Genomic DNA, 18,425 nt, shown 5'->3' with positions numbered 1-18,425 from the left:
TTACATTCGACAAACAATGCATAATTCCTTCTTTTTTTTGAAAAAAAATTTATGAGGATGTTTGGAACATGACAAAGCTCTATTTAATTGGATTTATGGGAAGTGGAAAAACAACACTTGCAAAGCACATTAGTGAAAATTTTGCTATTCCATATATAGATCTTGATGAAGCAATTGAAAAAAGACAAGGAAAGAAAATTAGTGTTATTTTTCATGAGGAGGGTGAAGCGGCATTTCGCAAGTATGAAACTTCTGCTTTGAAGGAAATCGCTAATGAAACAATTATCGCCACAGGCGGCGGTGTGGTGGAAAAGGAAGCGAATATTCAGTGGATGAAGCAGACAGGTATAATCATTTATATCAAAACGTCATTATCAGAAATAAGCAGACGTTTAATGGATGATACAACGAGACCGTTATGGAAAAACGGTGCAAATCATGAGCGTGAGGCATTATATAACCGAAGAAAGAGCATGTATGCAAGTTGTGCCGATATTGTAATTGATGGCACACATCTTTCGTTAGAAAAGCAGGCTATACAACTATTGAATCTCTCGGGTATAAAGGGTAGTAATGGGGTAAAGACTAGTAATAATTAAGCAGAAGAGAGGTGATACCTATAAAAGGGAACGATTATGTTAAGTTTATGACTGAACAAGTTGTATCGTATATTGATTTACCAAAAGAGCAACGGCAAAAAAGAAAATCAGATAGTAAAGCACAGAAAAATCAACCGATGCTTGGAAATAGGTGGTTTGGTGTATTGCCAGTCGCCATTAAATCCATTTTTAAACGGGCACAGTAGCAGGTTTACAGATGTAGACCTGCTATATTTATGTTGCTTCTAAATAGACTAACCCACCGTTGACAACCGATACATGAATTTTTGGCTGATACCGCTCTTTTATAGCTTGTAATTCTTTTTCCATTTGTTCTACCTCATGATCACGATCTCCTTGATAAAAATGCGTTAACAAATCAACTTCTTGTCTTTGTTCCTGTAGGGATTCTTCTGCCCAGGCATGATTTTGATCATGAATATATTGATTAATCACCGATTCAATTCGTTTATACCCACTTTTCAGCTTGATTAACGGGGCAATCGTGTAACAGTAATCGGATATTTGCATGTGAAATTGTTGTCGTTTTAGCATGTCCATCATACCCGTTTTCATTAAGCCATTCACTAAGTTTAGTCCGATAGAAAATAGTTCATCTTTATTTTGCTTACCAATATAACTAATTTTTATATTGGCAAGCAACCAGGGGTGTAGGGGAGTGTTTGTTTCTGTTTGAACAACTTGAAAGAGCCTAGTAAATCGCTCATTTTCTCGTAGATGTGTCAATATTTGTTGAAGACGTGGACTTCCAAAATGAATTCTTTCTCCTTTTTGCTCCTGGTGATTTTGATTGGTGATTAAGGTTAATTGCATCGGATCACCATCTCTTCCCATCTTCTTGACATAATGCCAGTAAAATGGCCGGTTCATTAAGGCACGATCCATTTCTTCTGTTAATTGTATGGTTAGCATTCCTTCTTGACTAGATAGTATTTCACAGTGATGTGCAGTGAAATAATCCGCAAGAAATGTCGTTAAATTATGAATTGCCATATTTCGTCTCCTCTTGTTGAGTATTCTTATTTGCCATTTGGATAATGGAAGCGAGGTTATCTAATTTAATTTTCACTTCACCCGTTGATGACGAATCCTGAAAAATAGAAGTAACTTCTGATTCAAAACTGTCAATATTTAATTCTGCTAAAATATCGTCTAAGTGACCGATTACTTTCTCGAACAGTGCGATTTTTTCATATAATAGCTTCATAATATGCTCTTCAACTGTATGCCGTATTGCAAAGTTGTAGATTTGAACGTCTTTTTCCTGACCATAGCGATGAATCCTTCCAATTCGTTGTTCTAGTCGCATTGGGTTCCAAGGTAAATCGTAATTTATCATGTAGTTACAGAATTGTAGATTAATCCCTTCACCACCAGCTTCAGTGGCAATTAACACTTGTGCTTTATCTTTAAATAGCTGCTTCATCCAATCCTTTTTCCCACGCTTAAATCCACCTCGAAAAGGGACGGAAGAAATGTCATGCTGTTGTAAGTACCATTGTAAGTAAAATTGGGAAGCACGATATTCAGTAAAAATAATGACTTTCTCTTCACCGATTTGTTGAATAAGTTCCACCACTTTTTGTGCTTTAGCGTGATGAGGAAGCTGTTCAATCTTTTTCAGTAATGGTTCAATATAAGGCTGGTTGTTTTTGGCTTCATCACTTGCCAACTTTTGTAAGGATAAAAAGCAAGCCTCTCGAGAGGAACAGAGCTCACGTAAGAAGGTAATCTTTGAAAAAGATGAAAAAGGCTGAATCATTCTGTCTAATTCGTTATATACCTCATATTCCTCTGCGGTAAAATCAACCCATATGGTTTCAATATGACGTTTAGAATTGTCTAATGCAGTATCTTTCCTAGTGTTACGAACCATTACTTTCTGTACAAGCTGTTTTAAGTAGACATCTTGATTTATTCTTTTGCGATCTCGCCCATATTGCTCTAAAAATGATTCGTAGTTTCCTAAATGCCCAGGTTTTAAAATGGAAACTAAATTAAATATTTCAATGAGCTGATTTTGAACTGGCGTTGCCGTTAAAAGTAGGCAATACTTCTTTTTTAAAGCACGAACAAAAGCATAATTCTTCGTTTTGTGATTTTTTAATTTATGTGCTTCATCAATTAAAATGAAATCATAATTTATATCCAGGATAGCCTCGCGATGAGGGGAACGTTTTGCTGTATCAATAGAAGTCACAAGAACATCGTATTGATCCCATGCAGGAGCTTTTCGATGGGCTGCTGCTGAAATGAAAAACTTCTCATTCAACTCTTTTACCCATTGATTGACAAGGGAAGCTGGAACAAGTATTAATACTTTTTTTACTAATCCACGAATCATATACTCTTTTAAAATCAAACCAGCCTCAATGGTTTTACCTAACCCAACCTCATCTGCTAAAATTGCGCGACCATTCATCTCTTCAATTGCCTGTTTTGCAGTCTCGATTTGATGTGGTAGGAATTCCATTTGTGGTAAGAACTCTAATGCTCGCAATCCATGAAACTCTTTTGTGATGGTAGTTAATTCAGCATCGTACGCCATGTTGAATAATTCCCACGATGAAAATGGTCCATCCTGATCCATTCGCTCTTCTAATTCTCCGATAAAATTTGAATCAAATTCGATATTGATATTTCTCATCCAATACTTCCTTTTTCAGTAATTTCCTAATCGAGTAAATATAAAGGATACATTTTAATTGTTGTGTGGTATAATGAATCCGAAATAGGACAATAAACACACTATTTCGTACATAGTATAACCACAAAGAACCAATTTCATAAAAGCGAATGATTACAAGGGGAGAGTTTACTTATGACTTGTCATAAAGTAACGCCGAAGGAGCAAGCAAAAATTGTGAATCTCTCAGGCAAAAGTACTCTTGTAGGACGCACCTCTGGAGAGTGTTTACCTAGTAAACCACCCACGAAGCACGCATTTTCGTATGATGAAAATGTTAAACTTTCTGGTTCAAGGACAGAGATTTCCCTTTACATAAGAGAAATCTCTATTTTTTATGATTAAAAATTAGAAAATTTAAAAAGGAGTGGTAATTGTGAGTGAGCTGAAACGAACGCCCATTTATCCAGAGTATGAAAAGCTAGGGGCAAAAACAATTGATTTTGGTGGCTGGGATCTACCAGTACAGTTTTCAAGTATTAAAGCCGAGCATGAAAATACGAGAACTATAGCCGGATTATTTGATGTTTCACATATGGGTGAAATAGCAGTATCCGGTCCAAAGAGCCTAGACTTCCTGCAATACCTTACCACAAATGATGTAGCTAAACTCGTACCGAATAAAGCACAATATGGCTTGATGTGTTATGAGAATGGTGGTACTGTGGATGATTTTCTAATTTATATGTTAGCTGAAAACGACTATTTGGTAGTTGTAAATGCTGCTAATACCGATAAAGACTATGAATGGATGGTAAAAAATAATCCGTATTCGAATGATGACGTTACCATTGAAAATGTTTCTTCTCATTATGTTCAATTAGCTTTACAAGGTCCAAAAGCGGAGGAAATCCTTCAAGCCGTGACAAGTAAAGATTTAAGTCAGATTACGTTCTTTAGATTCGATAAAGAAGTGTATTTTTCAGGTATTGCTGAACCGGCACTTGTGTCTCGAACTGGGTACACGGGTGAAGATGGCTTTGAAATTTATATCGCCCCTAAAGCGGGACCAATTCTTTGGAATCTTTTACTTGAAGCAGGCACTGAGAAGGGGCTTCTGCCTGTTGGACTTGGTGCTAGAGATACGCTTCGTTTTGAAGCAAATCTCCCACTTTATGGTCAAGAAATATCCGCTTCGATTACACCGATTGAAGCAGGCTTGAATTTTGCTGTAAAAGTAACGAAAGAAGCTGATTTCATTGGGAAATCAGTTTTAAAGGAACAAGTAGAAAACGGACCAGAACGAAAACTTATTGGAATTGAAATGATTGATAAAGGAATTCCACGACATGGATACGAGGTATTTTCTGGAGAAGAGGAAATTGGGGTTGTTACGTCAGGCACGCAATCTCCTACCTTACAAAAAAACATCGGATTAGCTTTAGTGAAATCAGATCATACAACTGTTGGTACTGAAGTAGAAATACAAGTTAGAAAGCGAAGACTTCGTGCACAAGTAATTGCAAGACCATTTCTAAAACGTGAAAAATAGGGGGAAAGAAAATGGAATTTCGTTATTTACCGATGACTGAGACAGATAAGGAAGAGATGTTGGCATCGATAGCTGTAAGCTCCACTGATGAATTGTTCTCGGATATCCCCGAGAAGGTTCGGTTACGATCAGCATTACACTTAAAAGCGCCAGTCAATGAATTTGCGCTAAAGAAAGAGTTAATTGAAATGGCTGGTAAGAACGTCAACACAAAGGAATATACCTCATTTTTAGGTGCAGGAGTGTATGATCATTTTATTCCATCAGTTGTAGATCATGTGATATCAAGGTCAGAATTCTACACAGCTTATACACCCTATCAGCCAGAAATTTCGCAGGGGGAATTACAGGCTATTTTTGAATTTCAAACGATGATTTCTGAGTTAACGGGCATGCCAGTAGCGAATTCTTCTATGTATGACGGGGGAACTTCTTTAGCAGAGGCAGTTAATTTAAGTGCCGGACAAACACGAAAGAAAAAAATTCTTGTTTCCAAGGCAGTCCATCCAGAATCACGTGCTGTAATTGAGACTTACGGAAAAGGGCCAGGTCTTGAAATAGTTGAAATTGATCATGTAAATGGTCGTACTAATTTAGAGCAATTAGCAGCTGAATTAGATGAGAATACAGCAAGTGTGGTTATTCAGTATCCGAACTTTTTCGGACAAATAGAACCATTAGCTGAAATTAGAGAATTACTAAATGACCAACCAAAGGCAATGTTCATCGTTTCTAGTAATCCGCTTGCACTAGGCTATTTAACACCACCAGGAGAATTCGGAGCAGATATTGTGGTAGGAGATACGCAAGTGTTTGGAATCCCAGCACAATTTGGTGGGCCACACTGTGGTTATTTTGCAACAACAGAAAAATTAATGCGTAAAATTCCTGGTAGACTAGTAGGTCAAACAACGGATGAAAATGGACTACGTGGATTTGTTTTAACCTTGCAAGCACGTGAACAGCATATTCGTCGAGATAAAGCTACATCAAATATTTGCTCGAACCAAGCATTAAATGCACTAGCTAGCGCAGTTGCTATGAGTTCAATTGGAAAACACGGCCTGAAAAAAATGGCAGAATTAAATATGCAAAAAGCACGGTATGCGATGCGTAAATTTACTGAAGCAGGATTTGAGGTAGTAACAAACGGAGCATTTTTCAATGAGTTTGTAGTGCAGCTTGGAAATAATGTTACATCTGTGAATGACACATTAATCCAAAAGGGTATCATAGGAGGCTATGATTTGTGCCAAGCATACCCCGAAATGGATGGGGCAATGTTAGTTGCTGTAACTGAAATTCGGACGAAAGAAGAAATCGATACGTTTGTCAAAGAATTGGGGGATATCCATGAATAATGATTTTCCATTAATTTTTGAACGAAGTAAAGAAGGTAGAGTAAGTTATAGCTTACCTGAACTTGATGTACCGGAAGTAGATTTAGCAGCAGAATTAACAGATGCCTATGTGAGACAAGAAGCTCCTGAGCTACCAGAGGTAAGTGAGTTAGATATCATTCGTCACTATACAGGACTATCAAATCGAAATTATGGTGTGGATTCTGGTTTCTACCCGTTAGGTTCCTGTACGATGAAATATAATCCAAAAATTAATGAAGATGTCGCACGATTAGATGGCTTTACCCACATTCATCCTTATCAAGATCCGAAAACTGTTCAAGGTGCTCTAGAGATGATGTTTGATTTGCAACAAGCTCTAAAAGAAATTACAGGGATGGCTAGTGTATCCCTACAATCTGCTGCAGGGGCACATGGTGAATGGACTGGACTTATGATGATTCGCGCTTTTCATGAATCAAACGGAGATTTTCATCGTACGAAGGTAATCGTACCAGACTCTGCACACGGAACAAATCCTGCATCCGCAACAGTAGCAGGTTTTGAAGCGGTAACGGTAAAATCAAATGAAAATGGGTTAGTTGACTTAGCGGATTTAAAACGAGTGGTTGGCCAAGATACGGCTGCCTTAATGCTAACGAATCCTAATACATTAGGACTTTTCGAAACCGAAATATTAGAAATGGCGGATATTGTTCACGATGCTGGTGGTAAGCTTTATTATGATGGTGCAAATCTAAATGCGATTATGGGCTATGCAAGACCAGGTGACATGGGCTTTGATGTTGTGCACCTTAATTTACACAAAACATTCACTGGTCCACATGGTGGTGGGGGTCCAGGTTCAGGTCCTGTTGGAGTATCACAGGAATTAGAACCCTTTTTACCAAAACCATTGATTGTGAAACAGGATACGTCCTATACATTTGATTACGACCGCCCACAGTCGATTGGTCGTGTGAAACCTTATTATGGTAACTTCGGTATTAATTTACGTGCTTACACGTATATTCGAACAATGGGAGCAGAAGGCTTGAAGAAAGTTAGTGAATATGCAGTACTCAATGCAAACTATATGATGCGTAAATTAGAAAAAGTATATGATCTTCCATATCAACAGCATTGTAAGCATGAATTCGTACTTTCTGGTAGAAAACAGAAGAAACTCGGAGTGCGGACACTAGATATTGCTAAACGCTTGCTAGACTTTGGATACCATCCACCAACTATTTATTTCCCATTAAATGTGGAGGAAGCATTAATGGTGGAACCAACTGAAACAGAATCAAAGGAAACTTTGGATGGTTTTATTGAAACAATGCTAACCATTGCTGAAGAGGCAGAGAATAATCCGGAGATCGTACAAGAGGCACCACATCATACGATTGTGAAGCGAATGGACGAAACAACAGCAGCAAGAAATCCAATCCTACGTTATAAAAAATCCAATTAATAAATAACGCCTTAGGTCAAATTACCTAAGGCGTTATTGCTATTATAATCCATTTTTTACTTTTCCGGTCCACTTTTTGAATCCACCTTTTAATTGGTAGATATCACTATAGCCTTTTTTGTGAAGGATCTGTGCAGCTCTAGCAGAACGTGTTCCACTTTGGCAATAGAAATAAACTGGTTGATCCTTTCTGATTTCAATTAGTCGTTGCTTCATTTGTGTCACTGGAATATTTCTAGCACCTAGAATATGACCGTTTTTAAATTCCTGTGGTTCTCTTACATCAATCAATTGGGCTTTCCGATACCCTTCACGGAATTGTGTTTCAGTCAACGTTTTTAGGTACGTACGTTGTCTTAAATAGCGAAATACTGAGATAACGATGATGACTACAAGTGCTACTAAAAGATATTTCATTTCTTAATTTCCCCCGTCATTACATTTGTACTTTCTTATTATAGGCTGAAAACGGCTTTTTTTCAAAGGATTTCTTTGGACAAGGGTTAGCAGATTTTGTCGAATCGATAGAAACTTTTAGCCTTGTCCATATTAGTCAATTTTTATATTTTTTCTTTATAGTCATTTTAGCCAGGTTTAGCTTGTTAATTCTTTGATTTTCTTTGTTTTTTATCTATTTTCATTAATTGACAAATATAGACCGTTGTGAATCGCACCTATATATAGTAGTTTTTAATTAATTTTAATACAATATATTGTAAACATGTCCGCATATGTGATATGGTTATAACAATTAATTCTAGTTTAATAGAATAAGAAATATGTCAAATGAGGAGTGAAACAATGTCAACGGTTGTCGAATCAAGAAGCCTAAATGTGGAGGCGCTAAATGATGACATCAAGCGATTCCCACAGGTACACCCAATAACCCCTGATATGAAGTTGTTACATAAAGGTGTATCTCGACTTGTCATGTTAGATCGTTATTCGTTTAAGGATACAGAGAAGAAGACATTAAAGGAAGGGGATTTTGTCGTTCTTACTGTAAAGGCTGATCCGAAATTTCCAGCTAGAGGTCTTGGGTTTGTTAAGGCTATTAATTGGGAAACGAATGAAGCGGATGTTCAAGTTGAGCCTGAATTCTTATCTGTCTTGGATGGGGAGGAAGCTGAAACTGGTGTCGTGAAGCGTGGAATGGATGTTATTGATAAACCACTTGAGGTTTATTATGAACAAATAGCCAAGCGTAATGCGACTGGGTTGGCAAGTGTAGAAACAACCGAAGAGCTACAAAATGAATGGGGAGACAAATACTACCAAGAATTAGCGGCTATGAATTTTGTGCCTGCTGGTAGGGTCTTATATGGCGCAGGTGCAGATACAGATGTAACTTATTTTAACTGCTATGTAATGCCGTTTGTAAGGGACTCTCGTGATGGGATTTCCGAACATCGTAAGCAAGTAATGGAAATTATGAGTAGGGGTGGTGGTGTTGGAACGAATGGTTCAACATTACGCCCACGAAACGCACTTGCTAGAGGTGTTAACGGAAAATCATCTGGTTCTGTTTCATGGTTAGATGATATTGCTAAATTAACGCATTTAGTTGAGCAAGGTGGATCAAGACGTGGGGCACAAATGATAATGCTGGTAGATTCTCACCCGGATATCATTGAATTCATTATTTCTAAAATGCAAAATCCGAGAATACTGCGTTATTTAATCGAAAATACATCTGATGAACAAATCAAAAAGTTAGCACAAGAAAAACTTAAATTCACACCGCTAACGGAAACTGAAACAGATCTTTATCAAGGGGTATTAAACTATAAGAGTATTCCTGGACAAGGTGGGTTTCCGAATTCTGTGGTTAAAGAAGCGGAAGAAAAGCTAAGAACGGGTGGAACATACTCTGTTCATAACTCGGAATTCTTAACTGGTGCGAATATATCTGTTTGTATCACAAAAGAATTCATGGAAGCAGTTGAAAACGATACGTGGTATGAACTTAAATTCCCAGATGTAGAGAATTACAATGAAGAAGAGATGAAAGCTTATAATGAAGAGTGGCACAATGTAGGTGATGTTCGTAATTGGGAAGAAATGGGCTATGGTGTTCGTGTCTATCGCCGAATTAAAGCGAAGGAATTATGGAACCTAATCAACATATGTGCAACATACTCTGCAGAGCCTGGAATTTTCTTCATTGATAATGCAAATGACATGACTAATGCGAAAGCATATGGTCAACAAGTAGTAGCTACAAACCCTTGTGGAGAGCAACCGCTCGCACCATTTTCTGTCTGTAATTTAGCTGCAGTAAATCTAGCTGAAATGGCTAATAAAGATAGTAAAACGGTGAATTTTGAAAAGTTAAAGCAGACTGTAAAAACAGGAGTACGTATGCAGGACAATGTTATTGACGCAACACCGTACTTCCTTGCTGAAAACAAAAAACAAGCATTAGGTGAACGTCGTGTAGGTTTAGGTGTAATGGGACTTCATGACTTACTAATCTATTGTGAGACTGTATATGGTTCTAAAGAAGGTAACGAGTTAGTAGATCGCATTTTCGAAACAATCGCAACAACTGCTTATCGTGAATCCGTTGAACTAGCAAAAGAAAAAGGAAGCTTTCCATTCTTAGTTGGCGAAACAGAGGAAGATACGAAAGCATTACGAGAAGCATTTATTAATACAGGTTATATGAAAAAAATGCCTGAAGATATACGTAATAACATTTTAAAATATGGAATTCGTAATTCTCATCTACTCACAGTTGCACCAACGGGTAAACAAGTTGCCCCCTACATTTGTGAAAATGTAGCGTAAACTTGGCTATATGCGGGAAACTCTGGCGTTTCTTTTGTTACCTAGCTTTGCCAGCTAAACACAGGTAAAAATACAAAAGTGTTGAATATAAAATTCTACCAGACAATCCGCAGGGAAGTCGTGGCTGACCCCTCAACGACTACATGCCGAGCAACCATTCACCTGACGAACATCCGTTCTTGTTTTATTGTAAAGTTAAACAAGTTGAGGATGGTTTGAATGAAAAAGAATTGTCTTAATTGTGGTAAGGAAATTCATGTGTAAAGGGCAATTTCAATCTAAGAATCCGGAAGCATTCGAACACTTGAAAACAAAATTAGTTGTTCAATGTGATAATTGTAGTAAGAAAATCCTAAGAATGCCTTCCGAGCTGAAAAATACTAAGCATTCATTTTGCGGCCATTCTTGTAAAGCTGAATTTCAAAGTAAGAAAGAGAGATAACTATACTTGCCAAGACTGTGGTATTACTGAAGAAGAGTATGGAAGTCAGCTTTCTGTTCATCATATAATTCCTTTTAGAAAATGTAATGGTGATTGGAAAAAAGCAAATGAACTTTCAATCTTGGTTACGTTATGTGAACAACCTTATCATGGAAAAAGACATTCAAAAATGGTTGATGATATAGTCTGACCCATATGGCGACATATGGAGCGGGTACTAATAATCCCGCCCTCTATAATAGAGAGTAACAAAAGTGAGCACTGGTACAATGGTAGGCGTCTCAACTGGTTTAGAACCTTACTTCTCCTTCTCATATTTCAGAAGCGGAAGACTAGGTAAATTTATTGAAGTAAAAGCAGATATTGTTCAAGAATATTTAGATAGCCATTCAGATGCAGATCCAGAAAATCTTCCTAGCTGGTTTGTGACGGCAATGGAATTATCACCAGAAGCACATGCAGATACACAATGTGTTATTCAACGCTGGGTAGATAGCTCCATCTCTAAAACTGTAAATGCGCCAAAAGGTTACACAGTTAACCAGGTTGAAGGCGTCTATAGAAGACTATATCGTGGTGGCGCAAAAGGTGGAACAGTATATGTTGATGGAAGTCGTGATACACAAGTTCTAACCTTAAAAGCAGAAGAAAATAGCTTTGAACAAACAGAGTTATTTGAAGAGAGTAATGAACCGAAAAAAGTGGTCTTGATGGATACCATTCAAGAACTTAAGTCTACCGATGTAACCATTGGTTCAGAAGTAGGTGATACTTGCCCTGTATGTCGTGAGGGAAGTGTTGAGGACATAGGTGGTTGTAATACTTGTACAAGCTGTGGCGCACAGTTAAAATGTGGCTTGTAAAATAGAATAACAAACAGAAAAGGCTATTCGCTACGATAGCCTTTTCGTTGTATATTGGTAGTTTTGAGAGGAAGTAAAAAATACTTCTCGAAGTACAAGAAGAACTAGCCCAATGGAGGATATATACATGATAAAAGCTGTCTTATTCGATCTTGATGGTACACTGTTAGATCGAGACGCATCTGTAAAAGCTTTTATAGAAGATCAGTATCAGCGATTTTTACCCTATCTATCCCATATTCCAAAAGAAAACTATGTAAAGCGATTTTTAGAATTAGATAATCACGGTTATAGATGGAAAGATAAGGTATATCAACAACTAGTCCTAGAATATGCTATCTCGGATATTTCTTGGCAAGCCTTGTTCCAAGACTACTTCCATAACTTTAAAAATTATTGCATTGGCTTTCCTAATCTAATTGCCACGCTAGAAGAATTAAAAGAAGCAAGATATACACTTGGAATTATTACAAATGGTATCGGTGATTTTCAAGATTCTACAATACAGGCGTTAGGAATAAAACCATATTTTGCAACCCTCCTAATTTCAGAACGAGAAGGCATCGCAAAACCGAACCCTGACATCTTCCAAAAAGCGTTACACACGTTAAATCTATCACCTTCTGAAGCTGTCTACGTGGGCGATAATCCAGTAAATGATATTCAGGCTGCATATACTATTGGAATGACAGGTATTTGGAAACAATCCAAACAGCATCACGGCTATTCAACGGAATATAGTATTGGTGATTTATCCGGATTGCCAAATCTGCTTTTGAACTTATAAGTAAATAACTATGGATACACGAAAAGAGGACCCATATGCTTATATCTGATATGAAAATCGAAAATCTTTCAACTGAACAAATGACAAAGCTATTATATGCTGGAATCAGAGATGATAACAAAAATGGTGATTGTATATTTGTTCCAGGAAGTAGCAAGGCAGTCAAGTACCGATTACCTACTGCCGTTCAATTGTATAAGCAAGGGAGAGCAAACAAATTACTAGTTTCTGGTGGCGTTACGTGGGAGGGGCAACCATATCCAGAAGCAATCATGTTAAAAAATACAGCTATTTCCATGGGCATACCGGAGTCAGCGATTTTAGTAGAAAATCAATCCCTGCATACGAAGGAAAATGTACTCGCGTCATTATTAGTGCTAGAGCGGGAATTCTATTTGCATACAATTAGCAGATTAGTGGTGGTTAGTAGTCACTACCATATGAGAAGGCTCTATTTAACACTAAAAACATACTTCCCTAATTGGATAAACTATACACTTTGTCCAGCAAACGACACGATAACAACAGAAACGAATTGGTATTTAACAGATGCAGGACGCGCCCGTGTAAAAGCAGAATGTGAGAAACTGATTCGTTATGTACAGCTCGGTGCATTACAGGATGAGGATATTCCGATAGATTAACCAATGCTTGCATCCTATTTTTATGTGCAGACTTGTCGAACATCAATATTTCCTGTATCCTCAAGGTATAGAAACAATTTTGCCTATGATAAAAAATATTCTATGAAAAGAGGAAATCAGTATGCCTACACCGAGTATGGAGGACTATATAGAACAAATATATAATTTGATTGATACAAAGGGATATGCCCGTGTATCTGATATTGCTGAAGCCCTAAATGTTCATCCATCCTCTGTAACCAAAATGGTTCAAAAGCTAGATAAGGATGACTATTTATTATATGAGAAGTACCGAGGGTTTATTTTAACGGAAAAGGGAAAAAAAGTTGGAGAAAGACTTGTATTTCGTCATGAGTTACTGGAGAACTTTTTAGAAATTATCGGAGTCGACGAAGAAAATATTTATAATGATGTTGAAGGAATTGAGCATCATTTAAGTTGGAATTCGATCGATCGATTGGGAGATTTGGTAAAGTATTTTCAAGATGACCAAAAAAGAGTCGATGATCTACGAGAAACACAAAAAAATAATAAATAATAGCAATGATGGACACTGTTCTATTTTCGCTTCATTCCGCTTACACATATAAAAAAGTGATAAGGGGATAAGAAATGAAAATCGATGGTGTCTTTTCTGGTGGTGGCGTAAAGGCGTATGCATTTATCGGTGCACTAGAGAGCATTGAGAAGAAAAAGCTTCGGTTCGAGCGAGTAGCAGGAACATCAGCAGGGGCTATCGTCGCTGCATTTCTTGCGGCTGGCTATAAACCAGATGAATTACGAGCATTATTAGATGACTTAGATTTACGTTCGTTTTTAGATACACCCTACCTTAGTCGATTACTACCTGGTAGCAAGTGGTTCTTTTTATATTTCCAAATGGGAATTTATAAAGGTGACAAATTTGAGAATTGGATATATCAGCAGCTTGCCACGCGTAATATTGTGACATTCGGTGATTTGAAAAAAGATTATTTAAAGGTAGTCGTTAGTGATCTTACATTAGGCAAACTTGTAGTGATTCCAGACGATTTAGAACGTGTATATGGTATTAACCCCAACCAATTCCCCGTTGCAAAAGCTGTAAGAATGAGTGCTGGCTTTCCGTATTTCTTTATGCCCCAAAAATTAGCTGGAAAAAATAATCAAAAAAGCATCATAGTTGATGGGGGATTACTGAGTAATTTTCCGATGTGGGTATTTGATAGTGATTCTAAGAAACGATTACGACCATTACTCGGAATTAAACTAAGCGAGTCGCTCCAACATGCCCAGCCTTCGAAGATAAACAACGCACTTGATATGCTTCATGCCTTATTTTCTACCATGAAGCAAGCCCATGATGCGCGGTATATTGCTAAATCTCAAACAGCAAATATTATCTTTATTCCTGTAGAACACGTACAGACTGTTGATTTTTCAATTGATAAAGCGGTAAAAGAGAAATTAATCGCGTGTGGTCGGGAAGAAGCGGAACAGTTTTTAAATCATTGGTCAACCTAAAAGCGAGCTCCTTTAATTAGAAGCTCGCTTATTTCGTTTTGGCTTATTGCCGTCAATAACACGTAAATGCGTGGGTCGTTTTTTGGTTTTTGGTTTTATACGGTTAGGAGAAATCGATTTATTTGTACTAGTAGCTGATTGGCGGTACTGCGTGTATTTTGACTTGGACTGTCTAACAGCCTGTTTGTATTTTTTTGCATCAGATGATTGGTTTCTTTTATGAAAAAAGTAATAAAAGATTCCGAAGAGTACTAGCCCAATAATGGCCGTCATCAACAAATTTGCAAGAAAAGAAGAGGTATTTGTAAATAATTGTGTAAGTAGACCAATTACTGCTAATCCAATGACACCATATATAAGAAACCTTAGCTTCGAATCTCGTTTCATGTGTATTCATCCTTTCGTCTTACATCCTATTCACATTCTGTTACCCTAGCTAATTCAGGTAACCTAGTTCCGTTAAATTACTAGAAAAATGTTCTGTTTATACTATTATAATTGTTTCCGTTTCACCTGAAAATATTCAACTCCTAGAAAGAAAGATTATTCATGGATAGTTATCAAATAAACTTTCTGTAATGGCATGATAACCAATGGGTAATACTACTGATGGAGGTGGATATGTTGAAAAATAAAAAACTGGAACAAAACAAACAGGAGGATTCGTCTTCCTTATTAGGACGGTCTTTATTTACTGGATTTGTAGGTGGAATTGTGGCAAGCTTATTTGGCATTTTCATGTATTATTTTAATTTTATCGAAGTATCGGCAACATCCTATGTTATACGGCCCTGGACAACGGCCGCCTGGACAAATACTTGGCTTGGTGATCTGGTAACGTCAGTGCTGATAGGATTGTTATCCATTTTTGTAGCATTAATTTATTACGGGGCATTAAAAAAGCTAAATTCCATTTGGGTAGGTATAGTTTATGGTATTTTATTATGGGTGATTGTGTTTCTTATACTGGAACCGATATTTCCAAACGTGCCTTCTGTGATGGAAATGGAATTAACGTCGATAATATCCTCACTTTGTTTATATATTTTATATGGAACGTTTATTGGCTATTCAATCTCATTCGATTATTATGACTCCGTAAAATTAAGTCAAGAGAAGGAAGATGAAGAAGTTTCAAATTAAACGAAAGGGCAATCCATCATCAAAATCAATATTCAAATTTGTCTATTTATGATAAACTGATAAAGTCCTAATAAATAGAAATACAGTAATTAGTGCAAAAGTATGCGTAGGCTAAACTAGTTGGCTGGATAAAAAGGGAAAGGGATGAAGAGATGATGGAAAAGCTTGATAAGATTAGAAAATCGCTTCAGGAATTAAATCTTGATGCTTTATTGATTACAAGTCCGTTTAACCGCCGTTATGTGACAGGTTTCACTGGGAGTGCAGGTGTTGTTCTAGTGAGCTTAGAAGAAGCAATCTTTATAACAGACTTCCGCTATACAGAGCAAGCAACAGAACAGGCAAAAGGCTTTACGGTGGTAGAACACAAGCAGCTAATCGAACAAGAAGTAAATACACAGCTAACACGTTTACGTGTCAAGCGATTAGGGTTTGAAAAAAATCATCTTACATATGCTACTTATGATCAATACAATAATCTATTTGATGTTGAATTAGTTCCTACGAGTGAAATCATCGAGACAATTCGTATGATTAAAACACCGGAAGAACTAACTACCCTTAAAAAAGCAGCACAAATTGCTGATGCTGCATTTGAACATATTCAAGGCTATATTAAACCAGGTGTAAAAGAAATTGAGATTTCCAATGAACTTGAATTTTTCATGCGCAGACAAGGCGCCACCGCTTCTAGCTTTGATACAATCGTGGCTTCAGGTTTTCGTTCCGCAATGCCACATGGTGTAGCGTCAACGAAAGAAATTCAGGCAGGAGAGCTTGTGACACTTGATTACGGCGCACTATATGAAGGCTATATTTCTGATATTACTCGTACTGTCGCTGTTGGTGAAATTAGTGATGAACTAAGAAAAATTTATGATACGGTACTAGAAGCACAGCTTCGAGGGGTTAATGGTATTAAACCTGGAATGACTGGAATTGAAGCAGATGCGCTCACGAGAGATTACATTACAGAGCAAGGTTATGGTTCGTACTTTGGACATTCTACTGGACATGGAATTGGCTTAGAAGTACATGAAGGTCCTGGATTATCGTTTCGTAGCTCCATAAAGCTAGTGCCAGGCATGGTTGTTACCGTTGAACCGGGTATTTATATTCCAAATGTAGGCGGCTGCCGAATTGAAGACGATATTGTCATAACCGAAAACGGTAATGAGCGTTTAACAACATCATCAAAAGAGCTAGTACAACTATAAGGTTTGTTTTTTTAGAGGAGGATAATTTTAATGATTTCAGTTAACGATTTTAAGACAGGTTTAACAATTGAATTAGATAATGATGTTTGGCAAGTTGTAGACTTCCAGCACGTAAAGCCAGGAAAAGGTGCTGCTTTTGTACGATCTAAACTTCGTAACCTAAAGAACGGTAGTATTCAAGAGAGAACTTTCCGCGCAGGTGAAAAAGTAAGTAAGGCACATGTTGAACATAAGAAGATGCAATATTTATATGCTTCTGGTGATGCGCATGCGTTTATGGATACAGCAACCTATGAACAAATAGAACTAACTGAATCTCAAATTCAACATGAATTAAAGTTCATCAAAGAAAACATGGAAGTTTCTATTATTACGTATAATGATGAAATGTTAGGGATAGATTTACCAAATAACGTTGAACTTGAAGTAGTAGAAACAGAACCGGGTATTAAAGGGGATACAGCAAGCGGCGGATCTAAACCAGCAACACTGGAAACTGGTCTTGTTGTACAAGTACCATTCTTTATTAACCCTGGCGATAAATTGATCATCAACACAGCTGATGGGAAATATGTTTCAAGAGCATAATATGAAATAGGATATAATGAACGACCACTAATTTGCAACAAGTTAGTGGTCGTTTTTTTAGTATATACTCATCATGAGAAAATGTTAAGTAACAATACATAATTATGATTAGATTGTTTGAAAAATAATAAATAATTTTTTACGCGGAAAGGTAGAATAGGTAAAGAACTATAAAAATAGGGGCCAGTTCCTACAATTGTTATGGAAAGATGCAGTGTCATGACACACATACAGAATGTGTGAATTACCTACCTAAAAAAGGATGAACTTTATGATGCCCTATCTGCTAATCATCGTGACAGCAGTAATGCTGTCATTCATCATTTATTTGCTACCGAAAAGACTTACCCTTATCGAAATTTATAGTACAACCGTATTTGCCATTTTATTTAATGCACTAGTAGATGTTTATCTAGATCTTAAGCTTGATTTATATGGCTATTTTAAAAAAGGCGCCGATTATGAAATGATACTCGTCCTAATAGGGATATTTCCTTTTTTTAATTATCTCTATTTAAATGGATTTCCCTTCATGAAAAGATTACGATTGAAAATTGGCTATATCGCTGTTTGGACTGTCATTGCGGTATTCTATGATTGGCTAGCAATTCAAGCAAAATTGCTATATTTCAATAACTGGACACTAGTCTATTCTGCTATAGCATATTCCCTAATCTATATCATCTTATTAATAAATATCATCTTTATTAAATGGTTACGTAAAAAAGATTCTAAAGTAGTAAAACAGCCTAATGTGTAATGCGGGCTGTTTTTTAATTTCTTTTTTATAGTAGCTCTGATTGTTTATTGGCGTGATTCCTTCTGCTAGTCATATT

At 36.9% G+C, this 18,425-nt stretch carries 18 protein-coding genes, 2 pseudogenes and 2 riboswitches; of the genes and pseudogenes, 16 read left to right on the top strand and 4 right to left on the bottom strand.

All coding sequences use genetic code 11. From position 1 onward, the window contains the following. The first annotated feature begins 68 nt into the window (after positions 1-68). Positions 69-599: a shikimate kinase gene (locus JF53_RS09595; protein ID WP_047979928.1), complete on the top strand. Its 531-nt coding sequence runs from the start codon at positions 69-71 to the stop codon at positions 597-599. A gap of 20 nt (positions 600-619) precedes the next feature. Then, positions 620-805 carry a YqzE family protein gene (locus tag JF53_RS17250; RefSeq protein ID WP_047980093.1) on the top strand — a complete coding sequence of 62 codons (186 nt, stop codon included), beginning with the start codon at positions 620-622 and terminating at the stop codon, positions 803-805. 28 nt (positions 806-833) lie between these two features. Here JF53_RS17250 and JF53_RS09585 read toward each other — a convergent pair whose 3' ends face one another. Both JF53_RS09585 and JF53_RS09580 read right to left on the bottom strand, forming a co-directional pair. Beyond that, positions 834-1,613, bottom strand: a complete 780-nt coding sequence (locus JF53_RS09585; RefSeq protein ID WP_047979929.1) for a YqhG family protein — start codon at positions 1,611-1,613, stop codon at positions 834-836. Next, positions 1,600-3,267, bottom strand: coding sequence for a DEAD/DEAH box helicase (locus JF53_RS09580; RefSeq protein WP_047979930.1), 1,668 nt, complete (start codon positions 3,265-3,267; stop codon positions 1,600-1,602). The genes JF53_RS09585 and JF53_RS09580 overlap by 14 nt, the downstream gene beginning before the upstream one ends. Before the next feature lie 149 nt (positions 3,268-3,416). Next, positions 3,417-3,518, top strand: a riboswitch (glycine riboswitch). A 3-nt stretch (positions 3,519-3,521) separates the two neighbouring features. Beyond that, positions 3,522-3,609, top strand: a riboswitch (glycine riboswitch). A gap of 73 nt (positions 3,610-3,682) precedes the next feature. Between JF53_RS09580 and gcvT the strand changes: the two genes are divergently transcribed. From gcvT to gcvPB, 3 genes are read left to right on the top strand one after another with little or no spacing between them, the layout of a single operon-like run. Then, positions 3,683-4,798 (top strand): glycine cleavage system aminomethyltransferase GcvT, encoded by a 1,116-nt coding sequence (gene gcvT, locus JF53_RS09570; RefSeq protein ID WP_047979932.1) that lies wholly within the window; start codon positions 3,683-3,685, stop codon positions 4,796-4,798. A gap of 11 nt (positions 4,799-4,809) precedes the next feature. Further along, positions 4,810-6,159, top strand: a complete 1,350-nt coding sequence (gene gcvPA, locus JF53_RS09565; RefSeq protein ID WP_047979933.1) for an aminomethyl-transferring glycine dehydrogenase subunit GcvPA — start codon at positions 4,810-4,812, stop codon at positions 6,157-6,159. Beyond that, positions 6,152-7,612 carry an aminomethyl-transferring glycine dehydrogenase subunit GcvPB gene (gcvPB, locus tag JF53_RS09560; protein WP_047979934.1) on the top strand — a complete coding sequence of 487 codons (1,461 nt, stop codon included), beginning with the start codon at positions 6,152-6,154 and terminating at the stop codon, positions 7,610-7,612. The genes gcvPA and gcvPB overlap by 8 nt, the downstream gene beginning before the upstream one ends. 42 nt (positions 7,613-7,654) lie before the next feature. On the opposite strand, the gene JF53_RS09555 is transcribed toward gcvPB, so the two are convergent. Beyond that, a complete protein-coding gene (locus tag JF53_RS09555) occupies positions 7,655-8,029 on the bottom strand; it encodes a rhodanese-like domain-containing protein (protein WP_047979935.1) in 375 nt (124 codons plus the stop codon). 384 nt (positions 8,030-8,413) lie between these two features. Here JF53_RS09555 and JF53_RS09550 point away from each other — a divergent pair. The 7 genes and pseudogenes from JF53_RS09550 to JF53_RS09525 form a co-directional block, all read left to right on the top strand. Beyond that, a pseudogene (locus JF53_RS09550) lies at positions 8,414-10,363 on the top strand (vitamin B12-dependent ribonucleotide reductase); the annotation flags it as partial. A 416-nt stretch (positions 10,364-10,779) separates the two neighbouring features. Further along, positions 10,780-11,034, top strand: a complete 255-nt coding sequence (locus JF53_RS18060) for an HNH endonuclease (RefSeq protein ID WP_083443600.1) — start codon at positions 10,780-10,782, stop codon at positions 11,032-11,034. A gap of 67 nt (positions 11,035-11,101) precedes the next feature. Then, positions 11,102-11,707, top strand: a pseudogene (locus JF53_RS09545) (vitamin B12-dependent ribonucleotide reductase); the annotation flags it as partial. A 127-nt stretch (positions 11,708-11,834) separates the two neighbouring features. After that, positions 11,835-12,494: an HAD family hydrolase gene (locus JF53_RS09540; RefSeq protein WP_047979937.1), complete on the top strand. Its 660-nt coding sequence runs from the start codon at positions 11,835-11,837 to the stop codon at positions 12,492-12,494. Positions 12,495-12,529: 35 nt separating this feature from the next. Next, the gene (locus tag JF53_RS09535; RefSeq protein ID WP_047979938.1) at positions 12,530-13,138 is read left to right on the top strand and encodes a YdcF family protein; all 609 of its coding nucleotides are present in this window, start codon (positions 12,530-12,532) and stop codon (positions 13,136-13,138) included. Between the two features lie 121 nt (positions 13,139-13,259). Continuing rightward, positions 13,260-13,676, top strand: a complete 417-nt coding sequence (gene mntR, locus JF53_RS09530) for a transcriptional regulator MntR (protein WP_047979939.1) — start codon at positions 13,260-13,262, stop codon at positions 13,674-13,676. A 74-nt stretch (positions 13,677-13,750) separates the two neighbouring features. Beyond that, positions 13,751-14,641: a patatin-like phospholipase family protein gene (locus JF53_RS09525; protein WP_047979940.1), complete on the top strand. Its 891-nt coding sequence runs from the start codon at positions 13,751-13,753 to the stop codon at positions 14,639-14,641. 12 nt (positions 14,642-14,653) lie between these two features. On the opposite strand, the gene JF53_RS09520 is transcribed toward JF53_RS09525, so the two are convergent. Further along, on the bottom strand, positions 14,654-15,028 hold the full coding sequence (locus tag JF53_RS09520) for an SA1362 family protein (RefSeq protein WP_047979941.1): 375 nt from the start codon (positions 15,026-15,028) through the stop codon (positions 14,654-14,656). 234 nt (positions 15,029-15,262) lie between these two features. On the opposite strand from JF53_RS09520, the gene JF53_RS09515 reads away from it, so the two are divergent. From JF53_RS09515 to JF53_RS09500, 4 genes are all read left to right on the top strand, one after another. After that, complete coding sequence (locus JF53_RS09515; protein WP_047979942.1) at positions 15,263-15,784, top strand: YqhR family membrane protein; 522 nt, start codon at positions 15,263-15,265, stop codon at positions 15,782-15,784. 155 nt (positions 15,785-15,939) lie between these two features. Continuing rightward, on the top strand, positions 15,940-17,001 hold the full coding sequence (locus JF53_RS09510; protein ID WP_047980095.1) for a M24 family metallopeptidase: 1,062 nt from the start codon (positions 15,940-15,942) through the stop codon (positions 16,999-17,001). Positions 17,002-17,031: 30 nt separating this feature from the next. Further along, positions 17,032-17,589: an elongation factor P gene (efp, locus tag JF53_RS09505; RefSeq protein ID WP_047979943.1), complete on the top strand. Its 558-nt coding sequence runs from the start codon at positions 17,032-17,034 to the stop codon at positions 17,587-17,589. A 271-nt stretch (positions 17,590-17,860) separates the two neighbouring features. Then, a complete protein-coding gene (locus JF53_RS09500; protein ID WP_053071839.1) occupies positions 17,861-18,349 on the top strand; it encodes a CBO0543 family protein in 489 nt (162 codons plus the stop codon). The last annotated feature ends 76 nt before the right edge of the window (positions 18,350-18,425 follow it).

Source organism: Ornithinibacillus contaminans, from assembly GCF_001038425.2.
In the GTDB taxonomy this organism is placed as follows: Bacteria; Bacillota; Bacilli; order Bacillales; family Amphibacillaceae; genus Ornithinibacillus; species Ornithinibacillus contaminans.
This window is presented reverse-complemented; position numbering and strand designations above follow the sequence as displayed.

Bases quoted from the DNA above. Each gene is read 5' to 3' on its own strand.
- JF53_RS09595 (WP_047979928.1), top strand. From the start codon at position 69: ATGACAAAGCTCTATTTAATTGGATTTATGGGAAGTGGAAAAACAACA.
- JF53_RS09585 (WP_047979929.1), bottom strand. From the start codon at position 1,613: ATGGCAATTCATAATTTAACGACATTTCTTGCGGATTATTTCACTGCA.
- JF53_RS09580 (WP_047979930.1), bottom strand. From the start codon at position 3,267: ATGAGAAATATCAATATCGAATTTGATTCAAATTTTATCGGAGAATTA.
- gcvPA (WP_047979933.1), top strand. From the start codon at position 4,810: ATGGAATTTCGTTATTTACCGATGACTGAGACAGATAAGGAAGAGATG.
- gcvPB (WP_047979934.1), top strand. From the start codon at position 6,152: ATGAATAATGATTTTCCATTAATTTTTGAACGAAGTAAAGAAGGTAGA.
- JF53_RS09555 (WP_047979935.1), bottom strand. From the start codon at position 8,029: ATGAAATATCTTTTAGTAGCACTTGTAGTCATCATCGTTATCTCAGTA.
- JF53_RS09540 (WP_047979937.1), top strand. From the start codon at position 11,835: ATGATAAAAGCTGTCTTATTCGATCTTGATGGTACACTGTTAGATCGA.
- JF53_RS09535 (WP_047979938.1), top strand. From the start codon at position 12,530: ATGCTTATATCTGATATGAAAATCGAAAATCTTTCAACTGAACAAATG.
- mntR (WP_047979939.1), top strand. From the start codon at position 13,260: ATGCCTACACCGAGTATGGAGGACTATATAGAACAAATATATAATTTG.
- JF53_RS09525 (WP_047979940.1), top strand. From the start codon at position 13,751: ATGAAAATCGATGGTGTCTTTTCTGGTGGTGGCGTAAAGGCGTATGCA.
- JF53_RS09520 (WP_047979941.1), bottom strand. From the start codon at position 15,028: ATGAAACGAGATTCGAAGCTAAGGTTTCTTATATATGGTGTCATTGGA.
- JF53_RS09515 (WP_047979942.1), top strand. From the start codon at position 15,263: ATGTTGAAAAATAAAAAACTGGAACAAAACAAACAGGAGGATTCGTCT.
- JF53_RS09510 (WP_047980095.1), top strand. From the start codon at position 15,940: ATGGAAAAGCTTGATAAGATTAGAAAATCGCTTCAGGAATTAAATCTT.
- efp (WP_047979943.1), top strand. From the start codon at position 17,032: ATGATTTCAGTTAACGATTTTAAGACAGGTTTAACAATTGAATTAGAT.
- JF53_RS09500 (WP_053071839.1), top strand. From the start codon at position 17,861: ATGATGCCCTATCTGCTAATCATCGTGACAGCAGTAATGCTGTCATTC.